The following is a 22,688-nucleotide window of genomic DNA, read 5'->3' on the forward strand; positions in this document are numbered from 1 at the left end:
AGTCTCAATAAAACCACGTTATGCTTAATTGATATATGGGAACTATACATATTATTAGTAAATTCGTCCCAAATAAAATAGCACGCGTTTATGGATTCCTTCAACTTCAGTAAATGGAATAATATTTTAGGATGGTCGGTCTTTCTTGTAGCTCTAATTACTTATTGGCTCACCGTAGAGCCCACCGCAAGTTTTTGGGATGCCGGCGAATACATAACTACTGCGAGTAATCTTGAAGTAGGACACCCTCCGGGAGCACCTCTTTATCAACTTCTGGGAGCCTTCTTTTCCATTTTTGCCTTGGAAGCCAGCAGCATTGCCTTGACCATTAACCTTATGTCGGTTTTTGCCAGTGCGTTTACCATTTTATTTATGTTTTGGTCGTTGACCTTATTGCTTCGGAATGTCATCGCCAAGAATGAGGAGATTTCAAAACACAGTGCTATTGCCTTGTTAGGAAGTGCTGTCGTAGGCTCTCTTGCCTTTGCTTTTACCGATAGTTTTTGGTTCAATGCCGTAGAAGCCGAAGTTTATGCTGCCGCCGCCTTTATTATGTCCGCCTTGTTTTATTGCGGACTGCGCTGGGAACGCGAAATGAATACGCCCCGCGGAAATCGATGGATTATATTGATCGCCTTTTTAATTGGACTCTCGTTTGGAGTTCACTTCTTGGGTCTACTCACCATTCCTGCTATAGGATTTCTCTATTTTTTCAAGAATTACAAAGAAATTACCGTTAAGAATTTTATTATTGCCAATGTCGTTGTCGTTGCCATTTTACTTTTCATATTCAAGCTGCTATTGCCAATGACCATGAAGTTCTTTAGTGGTTCCGAATTGTTCTTCGTCAACAGCATGGGAATGCCTTTTAATTCGGGCACCATTATTGCCGGACTTATTTTTATCGCATTATTCTACTTCGGACTTAGATATACTCAGAAAAAAGGATATACCCAATTTAATACGCTGCTATTGTGCGTCTTGTTTATTTTTATTGGGTTTTCCAGCTGGTTAATGTTGCCCATTCGCGCGAATGCCGGAACAGTTATTAACGAAAACAACCCAAACAACGCCCGTGAATTATTGGCGTATTACAACCGGGAACAATACCCCGAAACGCATTTATTCTACGGCCCCCTTTTTACGGAAACATTTGTCGGTCTCGATCCTACCAACCCGTATAAAGACGATAAGCCTAAATACGAGAAAGACGAGAAAGCCGGTAAATATGTCATCGTAAACAATTATAAGAATGCGAGTCAGAATACAGATGATTCTCAAAAGGCATTCCTCCCCAGAATGTGGAGTCTGGAACACAATGCAAACTATTTGGAATTCACCAATGGTCTCAACTTCAGCATCAAAAGAGAATACAGGGGAGAACAGCGATTGGTCGACGAGGTGAAAGCCTTTAAAGAAGCGAATGCCCAAGGACTTGTGGATGGGGACGATTACAATTCGTTTTTAAAAGATTTTAGTCCCTTTCTCGATATTGAAAAACCTTCCTTTTGGCAGAATATCAGCTTTATGTTCGAATACCAATTTGGGTATATGTATTGGCGCTATTTTATGTGGAACTTTACCGGACGACAGGACGATGTCCAAGGACAGTATACCGACTTACACGGCAATTGGCTCAGTGGAATTGATTTTGTAGACGAAATGCGTTTGGGCTCACAAGACAATCTATCCAGTGATATGAAAAACAACAAAGCGAGGAATACTTATTACTTCCTCCCCCTTATTCTAGGTATTTTAGGATTGGTCTTTCACGCCAAAAACGACAAGAAAAGCTTTTGGGTGCTTCTGGTGTTTTTCCTGTTTACCGGTTTGGCATTAAAAGTCTATCTCAACGAAAGGCCTTTTGAACCTCGTGAACGTGATTATGCTCTGGTAGGATCCTTCTATGTATTCGCCATATGGATTGGATTTGGTGTTTTTGCCCTTTATGAAGTTCTCAAAGAATATATTAAACCCAAATTGGCAATTCCAATAGTTTTAGCGGCGACTACCCTTGCAGCACCGGTGCTATTAGCTACACAAAATTGGGACGATCACGACCGTTCTGGGAGATATACCGCACAGAGCATGGGTAGAATGTATTTGGATAGTTGTGATGAAAATGCAATTCTGTTTACAATAGGCGACAATGATACATTTGCGCTTTGGTACGCTCAAAATATCGAGGGTTATAGACAGGATGTCCGTATTGTAAATACGAGCCTTTTCCAGACAGATTGGTACATTGACGATATGAAAAAGAAAGCGTTTACAAGCGACCCTATTCCCTCGCAACTTACGCATGACAAATACAAGTTTGGATCTCGAGATTTCCTTTTTTTCCAAGAGACGAAACAAGACACCATAGACATAAAAACATGGATGAATTGGGTAGCCGATGATAGTCCCGCCACTCAGGTTGAGCTGCAGAGCGGCCATATGGCCAATACTTTTCCATCAAAGATAATTCGCATTCCTGTCGATAAGGAAGCCGTATTGCGCAATGGTATCGTGGCTCAGAAAGATGCAGACCTTATTGTTCCATATATTGATATTGAATTAAAAGGAGAGGTAATTTATAAAAACCGCATGATGATGTTGGATGTAGTAGCCAACAACAATTGGGAGCGTCCTATTTATTTTAGCGGCGGCGCTTTTGGCGACGACGATTATTTATGGATGAAGGATTACCTGCAATTGGACGGAGTGGTTTATAAATTGGTTCCTATTAGAACTAAGGTAGACAAGCGAAATCCATTCGATATGGGACGTATTGATAGCGATAAGATGTACGATATTGTAATGCGTTGGGATTGGGGCAATAGCGGTAGTCCCGATATTTACCACGATACAGAAACACGCCGAAACGGAATAACCTATAGAAGTAATCTCGCTCGTTTGGCCGAAGCTCTGATCAACGAAGGCAAATTGGAGAAAGCAGAAAAAGTACTCGATTTGGCCATGGAAAAAATGCCGGTAGATTATTTTGAATATTACTCCCTGCTCGAACCTTTTGTACTGGGCTATTTCGAAATAGACAAAAAAGATAAAGCGCGAGAAGTATACGAATCGGTTGCAAAGAAATATCAGGAAAATTTGGTGTATTTCAGCGGAATGAAAGTACAACGCCAATACACCATAGCCGATGAGATTATTAGTAATATGGAGCGCTACCGAAGCCTCGTCGATATTCTCATCGTTATGGATTCCGAAGCATACGCAAAAAAGGAAGCCGCCAAGTTCAATGATTACATCAAGTTGTTCCGTCACTTTTACAAGGAGAGTGAAGGAATAGACGTAAACAAAAATGCACCGGTTCAAGATACGTTGCAGACGCTATTAGATTCGGCCGTACTAGATGCCATCGAAGCCGAAAACTAAAAGAATATGAAGCCTTATCTGGTAAAAATGCCCAAATTCGTTCAGTGGTTGTTCCCAAAGCGAATTTGGGCATTTTCCAGTAATACAGATACGGTATATCTTACTTTCGATGATGGCCCTATCCCTGAAGTCACGCCTTGGGTGCTTTCCGAATTAAAAAAACACAACGCCCATGCCACTTTCTTTTGTATAGGGGACAACATTAACAAATACCCAAGTATCTTTCAACAAATAATTGCTGAAGGGCATTCCGTTGGAAACCATACCTGCCATCATATAAACGGCAGTAAAACCGAGGCTTCAGCCTATGTGCAAAATGTCCTAAAAGCGGAAGAAACGATACAGTCCAATCTTCCTAATAGCCAAAAATCCAACATGCTATTCCGTCCTCCGTATGGAAAACTCACTTCAAAACAGGCTAAATTACTTCAGCAACAGGGGTATAAAATCATTATGTGGGATGTATTGAGTGCAGATTTCGACACTAGGATTTCGGAAGAGAAATGTCTTCAGAATGTGATAAAAAATATCCGGCCAGGCAGCATTCTAATATTTCACGATAGTTTAAAAGCAGAAAAAAACCTTCGATACGCACTACCAAAAGTGCTAGAATTTTTAGCAGAAAAAAAATGGAATTGCAAACCTATTCTATGAAATTAGACAAACTCCTTTACAAGTCCGATCAAGGTATTTGCATCTTGTTCTCCACTTTGGCGCCACTTCATTTCGCCGTTCTTGTAGATCATTAGGGTGGGTAAGCCTTTTACGCGAAGTGCTTCGGCTAGTTCTTTGTTTTTTTCAACGTCTATCTTGATGACACGGGCTTTATCACCTAAAGCGGCCGCCACGTCTCTAAGTACAGGATGCATTCCTTTGCACGCCTCATCCCATTCAGCATAAAAGTCCAACAGAACGGGTACTCGAGTCTCAATTAATTCCCCAAATTTTGACATCTATCTAAAGTGTTACTTGAACAATTGTATTACAAATATAGCATTTCCCTTAAATTAAGCCTTATGCAACCGTTTTTTAAGCTGAATCACTGTAATTTCAGGCCAAATTCCTACGCGCCCAGGGTAGCCAATATAGCCAAATCCCCTATTTACATTGATATATCGTCCAAATTCCTCATAGATTCCGGCCCAATTCTCATATCTATATTTAACAGGACTCCATTTAAACCAGCCAGGAATCTCAATCCCGAACTGCATCCCATGCGTATGCCCGCTTAATGTCAACTGAAAATTACGATCATCCTCCTTTACCTGTGCCTGCCAATGTGATGGATCATGACTCATTAGAATCTTAAAATCTTCCTGTGCTACACCCCGAATAGCCCGGTTTAGATCTCCTGCCTTTTTGAAGCCGCCGGCTCCCCAATTCTCTACACCAACCAACGCAATACGCTGTCCGTCCTTTTCTATAAACCGATGTTCATTCAGCAATAAATCCCAGCCCATTTCCTGCTGAAGTGTTTTTAAATTGTCAAGATTCTGATTTTTGGCAGTTTCTGAATTCCACTGCACATAGTCACCATAGTCGTGATTCCCCAGTACCGAATACACACCATCCTTTGCCTTTAAAGAAGCGAAAATTTCTTTCCAATCGTGCATTTCTTCCGTTGAATTATTGACCAGATCTCCTGTAAACAAAATGACATCGCTTGCCTGCTCATTCACCAGATCAACTGCATATTGTACCTTTTTAACATTGTCAAAACTCCCACTATGAATATCGCTTATTTGCGAAATACGATACCCATCGAACGCTTCGGGTAAATCATCAAACTCTAAGGTATACTTTAAAACTTTGTAATTGTACTTTCCCTTGTACATGCCGTACAGCAACGATGTGAATGGGATGGCAGCAATGCCTAAAGCAATCGCGCTAATAAACTTTCTACGGGAGGGGATGTAAAAGCCTTCGTTATTACCTGCTATTCCCATTTTAGAAAATAAGCCAACAAACAAACGCATGATATCCTCGCCAAACATAAAAATGATAAGTAATAACTTCGGAATAAAGATCGCCAAGAAGAGCCCAAATACATACATTCTATCCGGGGTCATGGTACGTGTGGATACGCCGTAATTTAACTGATAGATAAACACCAAAAGTACGGCGACCGAAACTATTGCATACACCCATTGTATCCAAGGGTTCTTGGTTACTGTTTTTAATGCCTGAAAGGCATACAAATCAATTAATATATAAATTACAATAAAGATGATCCAACGGAGCATGGTGCTGATTTAGAGAATTTTTAAAGATACCACCTTTCAAAAAGTTGAAACAGACATTCACTTTTTTTTAACTGTTTTTAGTATCTTTTCAACTTATAAAGACTTCATGAAAAACTTCTACTTTTTCACTTTACTTTTGGTGTTACTCATTAGTTGTTCAGAACCGGTTTCTGTTACACCTGCCAAAAAAGGTAAAAGCCTTATATCCTACGTCAATCCCTTTATTGGAACGGGCGGACATGGCCATACGTATCCCGGAGCTACCATGCCGTTTGGAATGATGCAACTGAGTCCGGACACACGTTTGGACGGTTGGGATGGTTGCAGCGGCTACCATTATAGCGATTCATATATTTACGGGTTTTCTCATACGCACCTCAGCGGTACAGGGGTAAGTGACTATGGCGATATATTGCTGATGCCTACCGACACCTTGATTTTTAACAACGGAGCTGACGGAAGAAAAGGATATCGGGCGCATTTTTCTCACGACAATGAAAAGGCCTCACCCGGATACTACAAGGTACATTTGGATGCTACGAATATTGACGTAGAACTTACAGTAACCCCACGCGCCGGAATCCATAAATACACCTACCCCGCTTCCGAAAATCAACATCTTATCCTTGACCTGGAACACCGCGATATGATCTTAGACATAAACGTGCGAGAAATTTCCAAATATGAAGTCAGTGGCTATCGATTTTCAAAAGCCTGGACCGAAGACCAACGACTTTACTTCTATATGAAGTTTTCCCATCCTATTGACATCCCAACTCATTTCCACAGGGATCCCGATAGAAGAACTCGTATGGCTGGTTATACGTTTATCAACCCGAATAATGAACCGGTGACGGTACGTATTGGTATCTCTGCAGTTGATGAGGCCGGTGCGAAAAAGAATTTGGAAGCCGAAATTGGGAATCGCTCTTTTGAAGAAATTAAAGCTTCGGCGGAAGACGCGTGGGAAAAACAACTCGAAAAAATAGTTATTGAAAGTACTGACAATGACCATAAAACCAATTTTTATACCGCACTGTACCATACCATGATTGCTCCAAACCTCTATCAGGATGTAGATGGTCGCTATCGTGGAATGGATTTGGAAATTCATCAAACAAACGAGTTTGACTATTACACCGTCTTTTCACTTTGGGATACCTATAGAGCGGCTCATCCATTGTATACGATTATCGAGCAAGAACGAACCAACGATTTCATCAATACTTTTTTAGCCAAATACGACGAAGGCGGTATCATGCCTATTTGGGACTTGTCCGCTAATTACACAGGTTGTATGATTGGCTATCACGCGGTTCCCGTAATTGCAGATGCCTATTTGAAAGGCATTACTGACTATGATTCCGAAAAGGCCTTTGCTGCTATGAAACACAGTGCTATGCAGGACAAATTGGGACTAGAAGCCTATAAAAAACTGGGCTATATTCCTGTGGAAGCCGAAAGCGAATCGGTTTCGAAAACCTTGGAATATGCCTATGACGACTGGACCATCGCCCAAATGGCCAAAGCACTAAATAAACCTGAAGATTATAAATTGTTTTCTGAAAGAGCCCAATACTATAAAAACAGCTTCAATCCAAAAACCAACTTTATGCAGGGACGGTTTAGAAATACCTGGTTTTCGCCTTTCGATCCCTATGAAGTAAATTTCAACTACACCGAAGCCAACGCCTGGCAATACAGTTTGTATGTGCCTCAAGATATTTCTGGAATGATGGAACTCATGGGTGGTAAAGAAAAACTGCACGAACATTTGAACAAGCTATTTTCGGCCAAATCGGAAACATCGGGTCGTGATCAGGCTGATATTACCGGCCTTATAGGGCAATATGCCCATGGGAACGAACCCAGCCATCACATGGCCTACCTGTACAATTTTGTAAATCGGCCTTCCAAAACACAGGAAAAAGTGCATGAGATTTTAACCACTCTTTATAAAAATGAACCCGATGGTATAAGCGGCAATGAAGATTGCGGACAAATGAGTGCCTGGTATGTGTTTAGTTCGTTAGGCTTTTATCCGGTAACACCCGGAAGCAATCAATACATCATTGGAACACCTCTGTTTGACAAAGCAACCATCAATTTGGAAAGCGGAAAACAGTTTACTGTTGTTGCCGAAAATATTTCTGAAACCAATACTTATATCGCTTCAGCTATCTTAAATGGCAAAGAATTAAAGCGAAGTTACCTTAATCATGACGAAATTATAGAGGGAGGGGTTTTGGTTTTTAAAATGACTTCGCAGCCCTCAAAGTGGGGAACCACCGATGCCGAAATACCGGTGACAGAAATTAAGGAGTATCTTATCACACCTGCTCCTTTTATTGCTGAAGGCGAGGTCGCTTTTAAGAATAAAACCAGCGTCGCGCTTGCCGTAGCTTCGGAAGGACCTGAGATTTTTTACAGTATCAATGATTCAGAATTCAAAAGCTATACCGAACCTTTTATCATTTCCGAAGAAAGCAATTTAAAAACCTATGCTGAAATAAACGGACTTAAAAGCAGCATACTTTCCACTCAGTTTTATAAGATTAATCCCAATGTGAGCATAACTCTGCAAACGGAATATGCCAACCAATACAATGGTGGCGGCAACAATGCACTAATTGACGGCATTCGAGGGGCCAGAGATTTCAGGACCGGAGCTTGGCAGGGATATCAGGATACCGATCTCGTAGCGATTGTAGATCTTGGCAAGGTGCAGCCTATTGATTCTATTAGTGTCAACTTCTTGCAAGACCAGCGCAGTTGGATCTTTTATCCTACGGAGGTGGAATGCTATGTTTCAGACAGTCCAACTTTTTATAAGAATCTCCCTGCTCAGCATATCGCTTCCGAAATACCTTCAGACGTTTCGGAAATAAAGACAATTCAATTCAGCATGAAAGGATACAGTGCCCGATATATAAAAATTGTAGCCAAGAATTTAAGCGATCTTCCCAAATGGCATTTAGGAGCACCATTCAATGGCAAGGCCTGGCTGTTTGTGGATGAGATCGAAGTAAAATAAACAATGACATGAGTAATACTCCAACCAAAAATTAATTCCTATGAAACGAAGAAAATTTATTCAAAGTGCATCCCTGACCGGTCTCGGCGTGGTATCGGGTGCTGCTATAGCTTGTAAAGAAAATACTTCGGAAATGCCTTCAGAAAAAAATGCAGTCACAACGATATCCCCGAAGACAAAGATCCCCATGGTGATCGCCACTTGGAATGTCGCAAAATCTACCGAAAAGGCATGGGAAGTCTTACAAGAAGGCAAATCGGCCTTAGATGCCATCGAACAGGGTTGTATGGTAGAGGAAGCCAATGCCGAAGGGCAATCGGTTGGACTGGGAGGCTTACCCGATCGTGATGGCAATGTAACGCTGGATGCCTGTGTAATGAACAAGGAAGGGAATTACGGCGCAGTGGTTTGCATGCAAAACATCGTTCATCCTATTTCGGTCGCACGAAAGGTAATGGAGAATACCCCACATGTGATTTTGGCCGGAAAAGGCGCCGAAGCATTTGCGGTTTCGGAAGGTTTTAAAAGAGAAAATCTACTTACTGAGGCTTCCAAAAAAGCATGGGAGGAATGGAAAAAAACATCCAAATACAAACCCATAATCAACATCGAAAACCACGATACCATTGGCATGTTGGCCATTGACAAAAACGGAGATATTTCGGGGGGCTGTACCACCAGTGGCCTTGCCTACAAGATGGCCGGGCGTGTGGGCGACTCTCCCATTATTGGTTCCGGACTATTTATCGATAATGAGGTGGGAGGAGCAACGGCCACCGGGCTCGGCGAAGAGGTATTAAAGACGGTAGGTAGTTTTTTGATTGTTGAGCTCATGCGGCAGGGAAAATCACCACAGGAAGCCTGTGAGGAAGCCATTGGAAGGATTGTAAAAAAGAGTCCGAATTTTGAGGATTTTCAGGTAGGTTATATTGCGGTAAACAAAAAAGGGGAAACAGGTGCCTATTCCATACACGATGGATTTTATACCACAACCTATCAAAACGATAAGAACGAGAGTAAAAAACCTGACTTCTACAACAAAAAATAAACTTCATGACGCAAAAGAAATCCTTCCGTTCTGCTTTTATCATAGTTACTGTACTTTTCTTTCTATGGGGTTTTATTACGGTTTTGGTGGATAGTTTGATTCCAAGATTAAAAGATGTCTTTGAACTTTCCTATTTTCAGGCTGGCTTGGTACAATTCGCTTTTTTTCTAGCCTATTTTGTGTTTTCGGTACCGGCCGGATTTCTGTTATCGCGAATTGGTTATCAAAAAGGGGTCATCTTAGGCTTGGTTACCATGGCCGTTGGCTGCTTACTTTTTTATCCAGCAGCATCGAGCCGTTTGTTTTGGGTTTTCTTAGTGGGATATTTCACATTGGCTGCCGGGATAACCATCCTGCAAGTAGCAGCCAACCCCTATGTTTCGGTCTTGGGGAGTGAAGAAGGTGCTTCCAGTAGATTAAACCTATCGCAAGCTTTTAATTCATTGGGAACCGCAATTGCTCCTGTGGTAGGTGCCCTGTTCTTACTGAGTGATACTATAAAGACTTCGGAAGAGATTTCGGTGCTTGAGGAAACCGAAAAGGCCACCTATTATCTTTCGGAAGCCGGAGCCGTACAACGCCCTTTTTTATACATTGCCGCCTTTATTGGCTTGTTGGCGCTGCTATTTGTCTTTATTAAACTTCCGAAGGTATTGCAAGAAAGTCCGAAAGGCGGTTACACCAAATTACTAGGCAATAAGCTAGTGTTAATGGGGGTGGCTGGAATCTTTCTGTATGTTGGGGCCGAAGTGGCCATAGGCAGCTATTTGGTAAACTATTTTCTAGATATGAATATGGCAGTCGTTATTTTCGAAAATGAAACGATGAAGTGGCTTTCTGAAAGTATTCTGAACAGTGATTTGGCTTCGATGGATCGCAAAGCAATCGTTGGCGCCTTTGTGGTTTTCTATTGGAGTGGTGCTATGGTGGGGCGATTTATAGGAGCGTATCTTACTAAAATAATAGCCCCTGCTAGAGTTTTAGCAGTGTTTGCCATCTTAGCCGTTGTTCTGATATTAATTTCCATGAACACCCAGGGGCTTGTTGCTATGTGGTCCATTTTAGCAGTAGGCTTGTTTAATTCGATTATGTTCCCTACCATCTTTACATTAACTATTGATGGACTAGGGGATCTTAAGCCACAGGCCTCGGGATTACTGTGTATGGCTATAGTTGGTGGGGCTGTGATACCCCCTCTGTATGGTTTTTTAACAGACCAAATGGGTTTTAAATTGGCCATGTTCTTGTTAATAGCTTGTTATGGGTATATTTTAATTTTTGGGTATAAAAAACTGAAAACAAGAACCTTAAGGGTCTCTACCTAAGCAACCATTTTCTTATAATTTTCTAAAAATAGTATTGCAATCAATAATTTTTGTAGCTTTGCAAAACATAAGTAGGTTGATAACCTGGGTTATCGATCAAATTTGGGGCGAAAAGTCATCACACCTGTGATGGCTTTTCTTATTTTAGACAATTCAGGATTGTCTATTTTTGCTAAAAGTTTTGTGATAATAGGCCTATTGACAATTCCGGTTCAGGCTAAGATAATTTCCATTAAAACAAATTTCATTTTGAAGCGAGCGGCCTTCTTATTGCGCAAAAACTACTTCTCCGCTCGCCTCTTGTTCTTTAAATTTTTGCACCAAATCCAATGCATCGGGAATTACATCGCTACACAAGATAATCAAAGACCCTTTCTTGGCATTATTCACAGCATAGGTAATAGCCTCTTTTTCGGAAGGAATAATGGTCGTTTTCTTCTTAGGGTCTCTCATTTTTATACCATCATTTAACATTTTAATGAGTTCTTCTTCGGTTCGTCCTCGCAAGCGCTTGTCTTGACGAATTATAATCTCATCAAACATATCGGCTGCGATACTTCCAATGGCATTGGTGTCTTCCTCACGCCTATCGCCTACTCCCGCTATAATTCCAACTTTAACAGTGGCTTCCATCGTATCGGTAAACTTTTTTAAGGCCTCCATTCCGGCTGCATTATGGGCATAGTCTAAAAGGATTGAAAAATTTTGAAATTCGAATAAATTCAATCTTCCCGGTGTCTGCGAAGCCGAAGGGATAAAAGTTTCCAACGCCACCTTCATATCTTCTATACTTATTCCTCTCACGTTTGCAGCAAGTACAGCTGCCAGCACATTTTGAATCATAAAAGTCGCCTTTCCACCATAGGTCAATGGAATGTTTTCAGCCTTCATAATTCGCATCTTCCAAGAACCCCTACATAAGGTAACATATCCATGCTCATATACCGCCGTTATACCCCCCATTCGCTGAAGAGCCTGAATTCTTGGATTGTTTTCATCCATGGAGAACAGTGCCAAATTACAATTGATACCTCTTCGCATATCGTACACTAAATCATCATCGGCATTTAAAATAGCATATCCTCCCGGCAATACCGTTTCGGGCACTACCCCCTTCACCTTTGCCAATTGTTCAATAGTATGAATCCCTTTTAACCCTAAATGATCTGCCGCCACATTGGTTACAATAGCAACATCACAATTATGAAAGCCCAATCCTGCGCGCAAAAGCCCCCCTCTTGCACATTCTAAAACTGCAAAATTGACGGTTGGATCTTTTAAAACAAACTCGGCACTGGCAGGGCCCGTACAATCGCCTTTCATTAATAATCTGTTCTGAATATACACTCCATCACTCGTGGCATAACCTACACGATAGCCTTTCATTTTTGCCATATGCGCCATTAAACGACTGGTCGTAGTTTTACCATTGGTTCCTGTAATCGCTATAATTGGAATCCTTCCGGTATCTCCATGATTTGGAAACAATTTATCCACCACCGGTGCCGCCACATTTCGTGGCAATCCCGTAGTTGGAGCCAAATGCATCCTAAATCCGGGACCGGCATTTACTTCGAGGACGGCTCCACCTGTTTCGGATAATGGCTGACTAATATCACTTGTCATAATATCTATTCCGCAGATATCCAGGTCGATTATTTTTGAAATCCGTTCAACCATCGAAACATTTGCAGGGTGTACTATATCGGTCACATCCTCGGCGGTGCCTCCTGTGCTCAAATTGGCCGTATCTTTTAAAATAAGTCGTTCTCCTTCGGGAATGACCGAATCTTCCGTATATCCGGCATCTTTTAAAATGGTTCTGGTGAGGTCGTTGATGGTGATCATGGTAAGCACATTTTCGTGACCATACCCACGTCTTGGGTCTTCATTCACCTTGTCGACCAACTCTTTTACAGTCGATTTTCCATCGCCAATCACATGAGCCGGCGTACGCTTTGCAGCAGCGACCAATACATGATTTATAACCAGTAAACGATAATCCTCTCCTGTGATAAATTTTTCAACGATAACCCGTCTTGAAACTTCTTTGGCAGCATGGAAAGCTACTACAGCCTCCTCATAATTCTGAATATCTACGGTAATTCCTCGACCGTGATTTCCGTCAATAGGCTTAATTACCAATGGGAATCCAACATAGCGACACGCTTCTTCCAAACTGCTCTCACGACTAATGATGTCACCACGAGGGACTTCAACTTCGGCTTGTTCGAGTAAGAATTTTGTATCTTCCTTATCGCAGGCAATCTCCACGCCAATGCTACTAGTTTCACTGGTGACCGTCGCCTGAATCCGTTTCTGATTGGCACCATATCCCAACTGACAGAGCGAATATTTATTCAATCGAATCCACGGAATTCCTCTACTGGCCGCTTCTTCCACAATAGACCCGGTACTTGGTCCTAACCGTTCTGCTTCCCGAAGTTCACGCATCTTCTGAATATCATCCTCCATATTGTATTTTTCTCCAACGATCAAAGCTTCACAAATACGCACCGCCGCTTCGGCCGCAAAACGTCCCACATTTTCTTCGATATACGAAAAGACTACATTATACACTCCTTTTTCACCATAGTCACGAGTTCTTCCGAAGCCGGTATCCATACCCGCCAATGTTTGGATTTCAAGTGCAATATGCTCAATTATGTGACCCATCCAAGTCCCCTCGTCCACACGTTGAAAAAAACCACCAGGCTCACCCACCGAACAACGATGTGAAAACATCGTCGGAAACATTTCTTTTAAATTTTCGCTAAATCCCGGAACTTTATCGGAAGGGCGATCTTCCATCTCTTCCAAATCTAATACCATGACAATCAGTTTGTGACGGCGTACAGACCAGTAATTGGGACCACGCATTGCATTTATTTCTCGTATTTTCATATTCGGTTGGTTTATCTTTACAATAGTGAAAGATTATAAATATATAATTTTTTTTAGAACAAAACTCCTATTTTTGCCGTCAATAAATTGTATTGAATGAAAGCAAAAGGCATCCTTATTCCTATAGGAGGAAACGAAGACAAAGGAATAGAAATCAGTGAAATTTACCATCTGGAATTCATACAAGAAGGGATACTTTCGAGAGTGGTAAAAGAAAGTGGAGGAATCAATGCGTCCATCATTATCGTGCCAACAGCATCCAGTATTCCTGCAGAGGTAGGCGAAAACTACTTACAGGCATTCAACAAATTAGGATGTACCAATGCGCAGGTGATGGACATTCGAAATCGTGAACAATCTGAAGATCCCAAAAATATCGAGCTTATTAAGAAAGCAGATTGTGTGATGTTTTCGGGAGGAAACCAATCGAATATTACACAACACATTGGAGGAACTACCCTCCACGAGATCATGATGGATCGATATAAAAATGAACATTTTGTGATTGCCGGAACCAGTGCCGGAGCTATGTGTATGTCTACGGAAATGATCACAGGCGGTGGTATTAAGGAAGCCTTTACCAAAGGCGCTACCGGGATGGGAAAAGGAATGGGTTTTATCCCTAATCTTATTATCGACTCTCACTTTATCCGTCGTGGACGTTTCGGGCGTTTGGCAGAAGCCGTTGCAAAATTTCCTGAATTACTAGGAATTGGCCTTGCCGAAGACACCGGTCTCATTATTAAAAATCGCAATAATGTAGAGGTGATTGGCTCGGGGATGGTAATCCTTTTCGATCCTAGAAGACTGAAACACAACAACGAAGGCAGAGTGGTAGTAGGCTCCAATATGTCGTTGACCAATCTAAAAACACATATTCTTGCCAATGGGGATCGTTTCGATATTAAAAAGAAAAAAATTAAGGTATCTCCCTTTGGAATTCCGGTGACCGACGCTCAATCTTTGTAAATAGAAATTTCTTTTTTCCCAACAGAAGTTTTAAAAGCGCGATACATTCCTTCGGTATTGAACGGCATCGCAATATTCCCTTTTGCATCAACAGCAATCAATCCTCCATCACCACCTATTTCTAGGATGCGATTGTAGATAACTTCGGAAGCAGCCTCCTGTAATGAAAGACCCTTGTACTCCATCAAACAGGAAACATCGTAGGCAACGACACCACGAATAAAGAACTCGCCACTTCCCGTACAACTCACCGCGCAGGTTTTATTGTTGGCGTAATTTCCGGCTCCAATTATTGGACTGTCTCCAACCCGCCCCCATTTCTTATTGGTCATCCCTCCTGTAGAAGTCGCCGCAGCAATATTCCCTTCTTGATCGCAGGCCACAGCGCCTACGGTTCCGAATTTACCATCTTTCTTCACGCTGTGATCCAATTGAAAGCTCGTGCTATCTTTTATCCCTTGCCACTGTTGATACCGTACCTCGTCATAAAAATAAGCGGCATCCTCAATAGTGTATCCGTTGCTTTTCGCAAATTGCATTGCGCCTTCTCCGGCCAAAAAAACATGGTAGCTTTTCTCCATCACATCACGTGCCAACGTTATTGGGTTCTTGATACCTGTGACCAATGAAACAGCCCCTGCTTTTAGGTTTTTTCCATCCATAATAGCAGCATCCATTTCGTGGGTTCCTTCAGCGGTAAACACAGATCCCCTTCCGGCATTGAACAGCGGGGTGTCTTCCAAAGAATTTACGGCTGCTTCAACAGCATCTAGAGCGCTACCCCTTTTTTCAAGAATCGCGTAACCCTTTTCCAGAGCTGTATCTAAAGCTGCTTTGTAATTCGTCTCTAATTCGGCAGTCATTAATCCTTTTACTAATGTTCCGGCACCTCCGTGAATGGCCAGTGAGAATTTCTTCATAATTAAAAATTGAGATGCGAAAATTACAAATTGCATTTTAATTAATTTCGGTTGGCGAGAGAAGTTTTGTAGTTTTATACACTTCAATAGAATTTACAAATGGCCGAACAAAAAAGACTTTTTCTCGTAGATGCCTACGCCTTAATTTTTAGAGGGTATTACGCCTTTATCAAAAACCCTCGAATCAACAGTAAAGGAATGGATACTTCAGCCATATTGGGGTTTACCAATTCACTTTTGGATGTGATAAAACGGGAGCGGCCCAATCATTTGGCCGTTTGTTTTGATAAAGGGGGTAGTGATGTTCGCAACGAGATGTTTTCTGAATATAAGGCCAACCGCGACGAAACACCCGAAGCGATAAAAATTGCCGTTCCCTATATCTGCAGAATTCTGGAAGCCATGCACATTCCCATCATGGTAAAAGAAGGCTATGAAGCAGACGACGTGATTGGAACCTTGGCCAAAAAAGCCGAAAAAGAAGGCTATCAGACCTTTATGGTGACACCCGACAAGGATTTTGCCCAATTGGTTTCAGAAAATATTTTTATGTATCGTCCCGTTTTTGGCGGAGGTTACGAAACATGGGGAATTCCAGAAGTAAAAGAGAAGTTTGAAGTTGACGATCCATTGCAGGTGATCGATTTTCTCGGAATGATGGGCGATAGCGCCGATAATATCCCCGGACTTCCCGGAGTGGGTGAAAAAACTGCTAAAAAATTCATTAAGGAATACGGAAGCATGGAAGGGCTGCTGGCCAATACCCACGAATTAAAGGGCAAAATGAGGGAGAAAGTAGAAGGCGCAAAAGAACTGGGGATGCTTTCCAAGGAGCTCGCTAAAATTCTGCTCGACGTTCCGGTCGAATTCGATGAAAAGGATTTTGAAATGTCTGAGCCAGATATTGAAGGGGTGAAGGAAATTTTTCAAGAATTGGAGTTTAGGAGACTTACCGATAATTTCTTAAAAACTTTTGCTGAAGAAAGCAGTCAAGAAGCGACATCTTCTTCCAACGGAAACGAAAAAAGCGATGCCGATAAGAGCCGTCCTACACAAGGAAAAACTACAGCCGGAAGCGGACAATTTTCGCTATTTGGCGGAGATGCAGAACCCACTGCCGAAGCGAAAGTCACCCATACCCGAAACACCATTTCGACCACAGAACATTTTTATCAAACGGTACAACCCGGCATGGGCACCAAGTTGTTTATTCAGAAACTTATGAAACAATCCAGTGTTTGTTTCGATACCGAAACCACAGGATTGAACCCCATAACCGCCGAATTGGTCGGTATTGCCTTTTCCTGGGAGGCCGGCAAGGGGTTTTACCTTCCCTTTCCTGAAAAGAAGGAGGAAGCTCAGGAACTTATTGAATTACTTCGCCCTTTCTTTGAAGCCAAGGATATTGAGAAAATTGGTCAGAATTTAAAGTACGACATCAAGGTATTGGCCAAATACCAAGTTTCGGTAAAGGGAAAATTATTCGACACCATGTTAGCGCACTACCTCATCAACCCGGATATGCGGCACAATATGGACGTCCTGGCTGAAGCGTATCTCAACTACACTCCGGTATCCATAGTTGAATTGATTGGTAAAAAAGGTAAGAACCAGTTGTCCATGCGAGAAGTTCCTATAGAACAACAGACGGAATATGCCGTAGAAGATGCAGACATTACGCTTCAGCTAAAGGAGCATTTTCAGCAAGAATTAAGTGAAGCCAATACCCAAAAATTGTTCGATGAGATTGAAATTCCGTTGTTGCGCGTCCTAGCCGATATGGAATTGGAAGGAATCAATTTGGACGAGGATTTTCTTAAAGGCCTTTCGTTACAATTAGACAAGGATATTCTCACTCTGGAAAGTGCTATTTATGAGGCTGCCGGAGTGCAATTCAATATCGCTTCCCCCAAGCAATTGGGTGAAATATTGTTCGACAAAATGAAGCTTATAGACAAGCCAAAAAAGACCAAGACCGGGCAATATTCAACGGCCGAAGACGTGCTCTCCTATTTGGCAAAGGATCACAAAATTATCCGAGATGTACTAGAATACCGTGGACTGGCAAAACTAAAAAGCACCTATGTAGATGCTCTTCCATTGCAAGTTGAGCCTATTACTAACAGGGTGCATACCGACTATATGCAGGCGGTTGCCGCCACGGGCAGATTGGCGAGTAATAATCCGAATCTACAAAACATCCCAATCCGTACCGAACGCGGAAGGGAAGTCCGGAAGGCGTTTATTCCACGGGATAAGGATTATGTCCTCTTAGCAGCGGACTACTCACAAATTGAGCTTCGAATCATTGCTGCGCTGAGTGAGGAAGAAAATATGATTCAGGCGTTTAAAAACGGTGAAGATATTCATGCTTCAACCGCGGCCAAGGTGTTCAATATCCCGCTTTCAGAAGTAACTAGAGAACAGCGTGCCAATGCCAAGACGGTTAACTTCGGAATTATTTACGGTGTATCCGCCTTCGGACTAAGTAATCAAACCGATCTGTCCCGAACTGAAGCCAAAGAACTGATAGACACCTATTATAAAACCTATCCGAAACTTCGGAATTATATGAGCGAAGTGGTAGATTTTGCCAGAGACAATGGCTACGTACAAACGGTATTAGGCCGTCGCCGTTATTTAAAAGACATCAATTCACGTAACGCCGTAGTTCGCGGTGCTGCTGAGCGAAACGCCGTAAACGCACCCATCCAAGGAAGTGCTGCCGATATTATAAAGATTGCCATGATCCGTATTCATCAAAAAATGACCGAAGGGAAGTATAAAAGTAAAATGCTTTTGCAGGTACATGATGAATTGGTATTCGATATCTATAAACCCGAATTAGAGCTACTCAAAACACTTATTAAAAACGAAATGGAAAAAGCCTACGCGCTTGCCGTTCCATTGGTGGTGGAATTAGGTGTAGGTGAAAACTGGTTGGAAGCCCATTAAAGCACAAACCGATACGTCGCCTTAATTAGAAAGGTGTTTTGCGGCTGTTGCCCAAAGATTTGATCTTCGGCTAGTGCGCTAAACCTGTCTGCTGGGTTGCCTAATCCTGTGACACCTTGTGACCATACGAGGAAAATTTCGGAGCCCGGGATATACTCCCAGCGAACTACTAAGTTAGAACGGAACTGTACAAAGGCAAAATCGGGCTTTCCAAAACTGTAGTCTGTTTTTCCGTCTAGGTCTTCATCGACCAAATACGATTCCTCAGATAAGGAAATCTGATTTGTATCATACCAGGTAACGCGATCGTCCAATTTTTCCGCTATAGGATCATTCACATAATTGAAGTTGGAATAATTTGCTCTGAAAAGAAACGGTTGCCCATAATACTGTATCGTTAAATTGGGGTTGATTGTATAATTCACCCGAAGGGTAGCGCTAAGCGATTCGTTATCAATGGCCCCCATAATATATCTCGGTGAACCATTGAATGAAGTTTCGGTTACATATTGCGTTTTGTTGGGATTCTGCTCAAATTCTGTTGACAACGAAACACTTAAGGAATTAAGAGGTTGGTATCTAAATCTAATTTCGTATCGGTCCAATGAGAAATTATCTTCGGCAGCTCTAGAATTTACATATCCCAAGGTCATACTCAATTTTTTCCGATCATCGGTGCCGGAGAATACATACCAAAAATTTTCGTCGCTCCATCGCCATCTTGGGCCTCCACGTAAGACTGTATTCGTATAAATTCTGGGTTTATGTGCAGCACCAAACTCAGTCCACATATTATTCTTATAGTTTACAAATCCGTTTAATTCGTACTGAATGCGATTGTAATTGCCTTCAAAATCGTAGGTAGAATATTGGTTTAAGCCAATATTGGCCTGGCGATACCAACTGGTTGGTTTATTAAATAACCTTCTAATATTAAAGTATTGCTGAATAAGGTCAGCTTGCCGTAAAAATCCAATGTCATTCAATTCCAATTCGGGTGATTTCCAGCTTCCTCCTACATTATAGCGCCAATTTCCCCCTCCTCCTTTTCCAATTTCCAACATACCTCCGGTCCCCATTAAGAACGTCTTGGTGGGATCCACCTCAACATGTCCCGCATCGACCCTTTGAAACAAATGGGTAATACTAGTCTGGGTTCCTTGAATGGCTTCGGCACTTCCGCGCACAGTACTCATAACCACATCGCCTTCCACATAATATTTCCGATCCTTCCAATTGTGTTTAAAATCGAGTCCTCCGGAAAATGCATGGCTGTGAAGGAATGAACTATTTGGATCCATATTTCTATGTACTGCTGTAAAGATGCCTCCAACATACGAGTTTCGGTCATTAAAATCCTTCTGCGCTCTTCCAACTAGATAATTGGTAAGTGGTTCTACCAGTGTTTCTCCTTCTGCTCCGTTAACATCAACTGTTTTAGCAAATTCGTTTGCCGTAAGACTTTCCAAAATTCCCAAGGACCAACCGTTCTTTGTTTTCCCGCTAAACTTTGCTGCGCCTAAAATGGTAGAATTTATAGGCTGATCGACATAGGCAATATTCTGTCCGCTCGCACCTCCTTGTGGGCTGCGACCAATGCGTCTCGAAAAGAAAAGATTATCCTGGTCCCCTGCAAATCGATAGTCGAATATATTTTTGTTCTCCACGAAAAATGGCCTCCGTTCCTGAAAAAAGATTTCAAATCCATCGAGGGAGATCGCACCCGGATCTGCATCTACCTGGCCAAAATCGGGGTTGATGGTAAGATCTACAGTGAGATCGTTGGTAATTCCAATTTTGGCATCTACACCAAATGTCCCACTAAGATCACTTCCATCCCTATACGGATTTCCCGCTTCTTCGGGATAGGTGTCTAACTGGGTGAGACCATAAGGTTGAATCTCCAATTGCTTTTGAGGTTTCAATCCTACTAATCCTTTTAATTCTCCAAACTCACTTACCCATCCCGGGGAATTAGGCAGAACATGTTGCCATAGCGAACGTTCTTCATTTCTGAAATATCGACGCGTCGACTGTAAACCCCAAGTTTGTTCTTCCTCATTGCCAAAGCGCAACTGACTCAGTGGAATACGAATCTCGGCCGTCCAACCTTCTGCATCTACTTGTGTTTTTGCATACCAAATTGGGTTCCAACTCGAATCCCAGTTGTTCCCGTTGTCTGAAATAAATTCATCTCCTTTTACACCGGCAGCAGTAATCGTGAAAGAAAAGCCGGTACGATCATCATTGTAACTGTCAATATTAAATTCTACCCAATCACCCTCAAAACCATCTCTTCTCGAGAGGCGTTTTACAATTTTATTGGGTTCGGCATCTTGACATCGAACTGCGATGTATAGGTTCTTTTCGTCGTATAGAATTTTGAACTTGGTCTGTTCGGAGGGGGCAGTACCATTATCGGGCTGGTTCTCTAAATAATCGCCTGTCCATTCAACTAGGTTCCAAGCAGCTTCGTCAAAGATTCCGTCTATTTTTGGAGGGGTGTTTTGCCCGATGGGCTTGGTGGTATAACTCTTTCTTTCGGGTTGTGTTTGTGCTGTAGTCGCGGTGTTTTCATTTTGGGAATATGCTGTAAGTATGACACATGGAAATAGAAAGAGTATTAGCGAGAGTCGACGGTACATAGTGATTAGTTTAACTAAATAGACTTCTTCAACTTAAAAACGTGACACGTTCGTATTTTTTTTAAGATAATTTTAACATTCAAAAAATGTTCTTTAGTAAGTAGTAATTAAGCTATATTTAGGCTATATTATGGATGCTATGAGAAAATTGATGTCGAAAAAGAAACCTGCATATAAGATTTCAGAACAGTTATCTCAATATCTCACACGTCAGGGCAGGAACATTAAGATTCCTATTTATTATGATGATCTGCTGCGTTTTCAGGGATCGATTTCTATTTTCGATAAATTTGGAAATGACACGCTTTGGATAAGTGTCTATTATTCCGAATCTGAACGCGATGAGATTGAATTAAGTCTCAAAAAAATGTATACCATATTACATGCCGATGGTAGTGATATGGTGCTCCCCTACTTAAATATAGATAGTATCGACTACTGTACTTTTGGGAATACCAAGCCTTTCCGAGTGAAGGTGCGAAACATCCTTAACGACAATTATATTTTTCTCTATATCAAAAAAGCAGATGCCTCGCGAATCTACGGTCTCGAATTAGAGCATTTATTGTCTCCCAATCATATTAACTTTTTGGTCCACGGAAATACCTTAATTGAAGAGCATATTTCGGGTATTCCCGGAGACGATTTTATTGCGAACAATCTAGACAGTTGCTCTGAACAAGCCAAACGCGAAATCGCTAAGGAATTTGTAAAATTTAACGAGCGCTGTTTTGTGAGATTGTTGGGCGATATGAGATCGTATAATTATGTGATGGTATTGACACATGATTTTGATCGTATCCAATACCGAATTCGAGCAATAGATTTCGACCAGCAGAGCTATGAAGGCAATGCGAAGGTATACAAACCTCAATTTCTAAAGGAAAACAACAAACTTGTAGAAATGACCCTGAAATTACTGCAGGAGGAATCTATAGAACAATACAAACGTGAGGAACGCTCCTTATTAGCAAAGCGGGCGGCTAGTGAAAATGACCGACTCATGGAGTTGATGGATTGTATGACCGTTGATGAGCTCTCTTCAAAAGCCAAAATTAAAGAGTTAAAAAAGCAACTCTTTACCCTGACAGGAGATGTAAATTTTAAAAAAGCTTCGAATATGGGAGAAATTTTAAAAAGTGCTTTAGATTTTATTGTTCGTAATTATAAAAACGAAAACCCATATATCATTAAATAATACGTCAATTTCAACAAAATAAATAGACTAATTTTTATTATGCGTGCATACTATTTTTTATCTTTA

At 41.6% G+C, this 22,688-nt stretch carries 13 protein-coding genes; 8 read left to right on the forward strand and 5 right to left on the reverse strand.

The genetic code is table 11. The features are described from left to right. Positions 1-90: 90 nt before the first annotated feature. Positions 91-3,381, forward strand: coding sequence for a DUF2723 domain-containing protein (locus K8F54_RS12970; protein WP_290791625.1), 3,291 nt, complete (start codon positions 91-93; stop codon positions 3,379-3,381). A 6-nt stretch (positions 3,382-3,387) separates the two neighbouring features. After that, complete coding sequence (locus K8F54_RS12975; protein WP_290791627.1) at positions 3,388-4,035, forward strand: polysaccharide deacetylase family protein; 648 nt, start codon at positions 3,388-3,390, stop codon at positions 4,033-4,035. Positions 4,036-4,037: 2 nt separating this feature from the next. Here K8F54_RS12975 and K8F54_RS12980 read toward each other — a convergent pair whose 3' ends face one another. Then, the gene (locus tag K8F54_RS12980; protein WP_290791629.1) at positions 4,038-4,334 is read right to left on the reverse strand and encodes a thioredoxin family protein; all 297 of its coding nucleotides are present in this window, start codon (positions 4,332-4,334) and stop codon (positions 4,038-4,040) included. 54 nt (positions 4,335-4,388) lie between these two features. Next, complete coding sequence (locus K8F54_RS12985; protein ID WP_290791630.1) at positions 4,389-5,624, reverse strand: metallophosphoesterase; 1,236 nt, start codon at positions 5,622-5,624, stop codon at positions 4,389-4,391. Between the two features lie 106 nt (positions 5,625-5,730). Between K8F54_RS12985 and K8F54_RS12990 the strand changes: the two genes are divergently transcribed. The 3 genes from K8F54_RS12990 to K8F54_RS13000 are packed head-to-tail and all read left to right on the forward strand — an operon-like array spanning position 5,731 to position 11,031. After that, positions 5,731-8,658, forward strand: coding sequence for a GH92 family glycosyl hydrolase (locus K8F54_RS12990; RefSeq protein ID WP_290791632.1), 2,928 nt, complete (start codon positions 5,731-5,733; stop codon positions 8,656-8,658). A gap of 40 nt (positions 8,659-8,698) precedes the next feature. Continuing rightward, positions 8,699-9,706: a N(4)-(beta-N-acetylglucosaminyl)-L-asparaginase gene (locus K8F54_RS12995; RefSeq protein WP_290791634.1), complete on the forward strand. Its 1,008-nt coding sequence runs from the start codon at positions 8,699-8,701 to the stop codon at positions 9,704-9,706. Positions 9,707-9,711: 5 nt separating this feature from the next. Continuing rightward, on the forward strand, positions 9,712-11,031 hold the full coding sequence (locus K8F54_RS13000; protein ID WP_290791636.1) for a sugar MFS transporter: 1,320 nt from the start codon (positions 9,712-9,714) through the stop codon (positions 11,029-11,031). 267 nt (positions 11,032-11,298) lie between these two features. On the opposite strand, the gene cphA is transcribed toward K8F54_RS13000, so the two are convergent. Further along, positions 11,299-13,935 carry a cyanophycin synthetase gene (gene cphA / locus K8F54_RS13005; protein WP_290791638.1) on the reverse strand — a complete coding sequence of 879 codons (2,637 nt, stop codon included), beginning with the start codon at positions 13,933-13,935 and terminating at the stop codon, positions 11,299-11,301. A gap of 96 nt (positions 13,936-14,031) precedes the next feature. Between cphA and K8F54_RS13010 the strand changes: the two genes are divergently transcribed. Then, entirely contained in the window at positions 14,032-14,904 is an 873-nt protein-coding gene (locus K8F54_RS13010; protein ID WP_290791640.1) for a cyanophycinase, read from the forward strand. On the opposite strand, the gene K8F54_RS13015 is transcribed toward K8F54_RS13010, so the two are convergent. Then, positions 14,892-15,824, reverse strand: coding sequence for an isoaspartyl peptidase/L-asparaginase (locus K8F54_RS13015; RefSeq protein ID WP_290791642.1), 933 nt, complete (start codon positions 15,822-15,824; stop codon positions 14,892-14,894). The genes K8F54_RS13010 and K8F54_RS13015 overlap by 13 nt on opposite strands. Before the next feature lie 99 nt (positions 15,825-15,923). Between K8F54_RS13015 and polA the strand changes: the two genes are divergently transcribed. Then, positions 15,924-18,779, forward strand: coding sequence for a DNA polymerase I (gene polA / locus K8F54_RS13020; RefSeq protein WP_290791644.1), 2,856 nt, complete (start codon positions 15,924-15,926; stop codon positions 18,777-18,779). Here polA and K8F54_RS13025 read toward each other — a convergent pair. Beyond that, positions 18,776-21,424 carry a DUF5916 domain-containing protein gene (locus K8F54_RS13025; protein WP_290791646.1) on the reverse strand — a complete coding sequence of 883 codons (2,649 nt, stop codon included), beginning with the start codon at positions 21,422-21,424 and terminating at the stop codon, positions 18,776-18,778. The genes polA and K8F54_RS13025 overlap by 4 nt on opposite strands. 151 nt (positions 21,425-21,575) lie before the next feature. Between K8F54_RS13025 and K8F54_RS13030 the strand changes: the two genes are divergently transcribed. Then, positions 21,576-22,622, forward strand: coding sequence for a hypothetical protein (locus K8F54_RS13030; protein WP_290791648.1), 1,047 nt, complete (start codon positions 21,576-21,578; stop codon positions 22,620-22,622). Positions 22,623-22,688: the final 66 nt, after the last annotated feature.

This window comes from Altibacter sp. (assembly GCF_019913785.1).
Classification (GTDB): domain Bacteria; phylum Bacteroidota; class Bacteroidia; order Flavobacteriales; family Flavobacteriaceae; genus Altibacter.

Coding starts and splice junctions, on each gene's coding strand:
- K8F54_RS12970 (WP_290791625.1), top strand. CDS start 91: ATGGATTCCTTCAACTTCAGTAAATGGAATAATATTTTAGGATGGTCG.
- K8F54_RS12975 (WP_290791627.1), top strand. CDS start 3,388: ATGAAGCCTTATCTGGTAAAAATGCCCAAATTCGTTCAGTGGTTGTTC.
- K8F54_RS12980 (WP_290791629.1), bottom strand. CDS start 4,334: ATGTCAAAATTTGGGGAATTAATTGAGACTCGAGTACCCGTTCTGTTG.
- K8F54_RS12985 (WP_290791630.1), bottom strand. CDS start 5,624: ATGCTCCGTTGGATCATCTTTATTGTAATTTATATATTAATTGATTTG.
- K8F54_RS12990 (WP_290791632.1), top strand. CDS start 5,731: ATGAAAAACTTCTACTTTTTCACTTTACTTTTGGTGTTACTCATTAGT.
- K8F54_RS12995 (WP_290791634.1), top strand. CDS start 8,699: ATGAAACGAAGAAAATTTATTCAAAGTGCATCCCTGACCGGTCTCGGC.
- K8F54_RS13000 (WP_290791636.1), top strand. CDS start 9,712: ATGACGCAAAAGAAATCCTTCCGTTCTGCTTTTATCATAGTTACTGTA.
- cphA (WP_290791638.1), bottom strand. CDS start 13,935: ATGAAAATACGAGAAATAAATGCAATGCGTGGTCCCAATTACTGGTCT.
- K8F54_RS13010 (WP_290791640.1), top strand. CDS start 14,032: ATGAAAGCAAAAGGCATCCTTATTCCTATAGGAGGAAACGAAGACAAA.
- K8F54_RS13015 (WP_290791642.1), bottom strand. CDS start 15,824: ATGAAGAAATTCTCACTGGCCATTCACGGAGGTGCCGGAACATTAGTA.
- polA (WP_290791644.1), top strand. CDS start 15,924: ATGGCCGAACAAAAAAGACTTTTTCTCGTAGATGCCTACGCCTTAATT.
- K8F54_RS13025 (WP_290791646.1), bottom strand. CDS start 21,424: ATGTACCGTCGACTCTCGCTAATACTCTTTCTATTTCCATGTGTCATA.
- K8F54_RS13030 (WP_290791648.1), top strand. CDS start 21,576: ATGTCGAAAAAGAAACCTGCATATAAGATTTCAGAACAGTTATCTCAA.